Origin of the sequence: Xanthovirga aplysinae (assembly GCF_009711365.1) — a bacterium.
Lineage (GTDB): Bacteria > Bacteroidota > Bacteroidia > Cytophagales > Cyclobacteriaceae > Xanthovirga > Xanthovirga aplysinae.
In genome coordinates, this window is record NZ_SMMB01000761.1 from 1 (window position 1) to 3,729 (window position 3,729).

Annotated in this window: 5 protein-coding genes; all 5 read right to left on the reverse strand. The window is 35.2% G+C overall.

All coding sequences use genetic code 11. The annotated features are described in order from the left end of the window. Window positions 1-452: 452 nt before the first annotated feature. On the reverse strand, window positions 453-1,079 hold the full coding sequence (locus tag E1171_RS05235) for a uracil-DNA glycosylase family protein (RefSeq protein WP_246164184.1): 627 nt from the start codon (window positions 1,077-1,079) through the stop codon (window positions 453-455). A gap of 198 nt (window positions 1,080-1,277) precedes the next feature. Next, window positions 1,278-1,604, reverse strand: a complete 327-nt coding sequence (locus tag E1171_RS05240) for an Mpo1-like protein (protein ID WP_155204779.1) — start codon at window positions 1,602-1,604, stop codon at window positions 1,278-1,280. Window positions 1,605-1,699: 95 nt separating this feature from the next. Next, window positions 1,700-2,863 carry a molybdopterin-synthase adenylyltransferase MoeB gene (gene moeB / locus E1171_RS05245; protein ID WP_155204780.1) on the reverse strand — a complete coding sequence of 388 codons (1,164 nt, stop codon included), beginning with the start codon at window positions 2,861-2,863 and terminating at the stop codon, window positions 1,700-1,702. Between the two features lie 172 nt (window positions 2,864-3,035). Continuing rightward, window positions 3,036-3,311, reverse strand: a complete 276-nt coding sequence (locus E1171_RS05250; RefSeq protein ID WP_155204781.1) for a MoaD/ThiS family protein — start codon at window positions 3,309-3,311, stop codon at window positions 3,036-3,038. 68 nt (window positions 3,312-3,379) lie between these two features. Beyond that, the coding region (locus E1171_RS05255) for a M67 family metallopeptidase (RefSeq protein ID WP_155204783.1) at window positions 3,380-3,729 on the reverse strand (350 nt) is incomplete at its 5' end.

The window sequence follows — 3,729 nt, forward strand, 5'->3', positions numbered from 1 at the left end:
AGTTTTTATTCTTACAAAAAAATAAAAAAATCAGTGGGTAATATACGGACTTTCGTTAAATGTACCTGAAAGAATATGAGAAAAGGAATATTTTATCTACTTATTTAAAGTTCCTCATTTATTATAAGATCACTTTAGACCTAATTTTCCCACTATTTAAATCCTAGCATCACAAAACAGAGAATTAAGAAAATAGATTTTCCCCAAAAAAAAGAAAGAATATTAATGTTTCGGATATATAGGTTTTATTAAGAGTATATATAAATTTTTTTGGTTCCAAAATAGAGCTTTGAAAAGATGAACAATACGCTTTTTGAGCTCGTAGCTGAAAGCTACAAGGGATAAGAGTAACGAAACAACGTTCTTTCCAGACCTTTAAAATAAAAGAGTACTTGGGAAAGGTACAGCTTTTCTAAAACCATTTGAACCAAAAAGAAAATTTCAAACCTGCTCTAAGGATTTCTATTTAACAAACGATGAACCTCTAACCTCAAATCAGAAACCACCTGATCTTCAAACCAGGGATTTTGCATTAACCAGAATTTGTTACGTGGAGAAGGATGAACCAGAGGAAAAAACTTTGGCCAGTATTCTTTATAAGCTTTAACTGTGCCTGTCAAGGTCTTTTTATTTTCTTTTCCAAGATAAAACTTCTGAGCATAGAGCCCTACCAAAAGGATTAACTCCAAATTAGGCAAAAGCTTAAGAATTTTTTCATGCCAAAGAGGGGCACATTCTTTTCGTGGGGGCAAATCACCAGACTTTCCTTTTCCAGGGTAACAAAATCCAATAGGAACAATAGCGATTTGATTTTCATCATAAAAAGTTTCTTTATCCACATCCATCCATTCTCTTAACTTATCCCCACTGGCATCATTCCAAGGGATACCTGTTTGGTGAACTTTGGTTCCTGGTGCCTGCCCAACTATTAAAATTTTTGCTTGAGAAGAGGCCTTTAAGACTGGATTAACTCCCAAAGGCAGAAACTGTTCACATACTCTACAACTTCTGATCTCTTTCAGGAGTACTGACAACTTTTTATTTGTTTCTGAAATATTTTGCATCATTAAAAAATCCATCCCTACCTTATCTACGGAAATAAAGCCGAGTGGGAAAAAACTTTCTCAAAAACTTACACATGCCATAAACTCATCCTAAATAAAAAAAAAGCAAGGAAAAATTCTGGCTCATTCAACCAGTGATAAACAAAAAAATAAAGGAAGAAAAACAGAAATGGTCAAAAAGCTAAATTTAAAATAAAACTATTTCAGAATATCTTATTTTCTGGAATCAAATTTTTGCTTCCCAATGAGTAAATGCCAGAAAAGAATAAAATCGGAACAAAGGCTCCATAAAGGGTATTGGAAAGTAGCAGGTTTATTTTTTTCAAAAAAGAAATGACCTATCCAGGCAAACCCATATCCACAAAAAGGAATAGTCACAAAAAACCTCCAATCCATAAAATAGAAACTCAAAATCAGCAACACAATCACCCCAAATGTGCCTATAAAGTGGAGGGTTCTACTAACCGGGTGTAGATGTTCTGACAAATAAAACTGATAAAACTCTTTTAAATTAGGGATTCGCTCGGATGCTTCTTTCATTATTGCTATTGAGTTTTTTTAATGATTATATACCGTCTTACCCTATATACAAAAAATCACCCCAAAAGAAAAATTCCGGGGTGATTATCAGTCAATTAGTATTTTGCCATTTCAGGGTCAATTTCGTCCGCCCAAGCCAAAATTCCCCCTTTCAGGTTGTACAAGTTGGTGAATCCAAATTTTTTCTCCAACATTTCAATTGCCTTTTGACTTCTTACTCCACTTCGGCAATGAACTACTACCTTTTTATCAGAAGAAATCCTGTCTACATTTTCTTCCACCTGGGCCAAAGGAATTAACTCTCCACCGATTTCGGCTATTTCGAATTCATGGGGCTCCCGAACGTCCAGCAATTGGAAGTCGGCTTTTTGTCTAATAAGTTCAGACAATTCGGCTACTGTTATTTCTTTCACTGTCTTATCCTGTTTTGGTTTGGTTTTAAGTCCACAAAACTCCTCATAATCCACAAGTCCATTTTGAGTAGGATTTTCTCCACTTAGTGGATTTTCAGGGTTTTTCAATACTTTTAAAGTTCTAGTTTCAAAACTAAGTGCATCAAATAAAAAGAGCCTGCCACTAAGTGGATCCCCAATTCCAGTCAGAACTTTTATTACTTCGTTGGCTTGCAAACTTCCCACAATACCAGGCAGCACTCCAATGACTCCTCCTTCAGCACAACTTGGAACTAAGCCGGGAGGTGGTGGGGAAGGAAAAAGGTCCCTGTAATTTGGGCCCGTTTCCCCTTGCTCGTTGGTATAATTAAATACGGATACTTGTCCTTCAAATCGGAAAATAGAAGCATAAACATTAGGAATTCCCGTCAAAACTGCAGCATCGTTGACCAAATACCGAGTCTGAAAATTATCTGTACCATCTGCAACTAGGTCATAATTCCTAAATATCCCTAACGCATTGTCTTTCGTCAAACGAGTATTATAAGTAGTAATATTGATGTAAGGATTTAGAGCAAGCAACCTTTCCTTAGCAGCTTCCACTTTTGGCCTGCCTACATCCTTAATGCTATATAACACTTGACGTTGCAGATTACTATCATCCACTACATCAAAATCCACAATTCCAATATTTCCTACACCTGCAGCAGTAAGATACAGTAACAATGGACTTCCCAATCCGCCCGTTCCAATAACCAGAACTTTAGCATTTTTCAACTTTCGTTGACCTTCTATATTAAACTCAGGGATAATCAGGTGACGACTATACCGCTCAAGTTCTTCTTTACTTAATTGATTGGCTGGCATTTTATAAAATCTTTATGTTATATCAGAAATTATTTCTTTTTTTAAACAAAGCTTTATTATTGTGCCTCTAATCGTAGAGCACAATAAAATGAATATTTTATTATCTATAGGATTTAGCAATTATTGTTTCAAGCAAATTGCTAATCATTTCTCACTTAATGTAATATTCAACTTAGCATCCACCAGCGATAGCAGGCACTATACTTATTGTAGAGTCTGAATTAACGGGTGTTCTTTCCTTTTCTAAAGCCTGAATGTCATCGTCCTCCACATAAACCTTAATAAAATCCCGAATATTGCCATCTGCTTTTAACAGGTGTTGCTTTATTTCAGGAAATTGAACCGATAAATCATTGAGAGCCCCTCCAACAGATGTACTTTCCAATTCTACAACCGCCTGATTGTCTGTAAATTTTCTTAATGGAGTAGGAATAATAACCTTAGCCATAATTTTTGTAATTTTTATTGATTAAAAAAAATTTTCTAAAGATTCTATTTGGTGACAATTTCAAAGGATCAAAGAATGCCTTCTTTATAAAACATATGATCCTCATTCAACCTCCAAGAGGTTACTTCCTTTAACTTCCTCTTATAAACTGAAGCAATAATGTAAGAGAAAAAGGGAACCGCCTGCTTTAAATCATGAATAGAAGGTTCAGCCGGATGATCAGGATGAGAGTGATAAATACCAAGAAACTGAATGCCATTTTGCAAAGCATATTTCTCAGCTTTCATATAGTCCAAAGCATCAATCTGAAAACGTCTTCTTTGATCGCCTTCCTTTACATTTTTTACAGGAATTGCTTCTTCAATTACCCTTATACTACCATCTTTCCCGAATAAAAAACCACAGCATTCATTAGGAT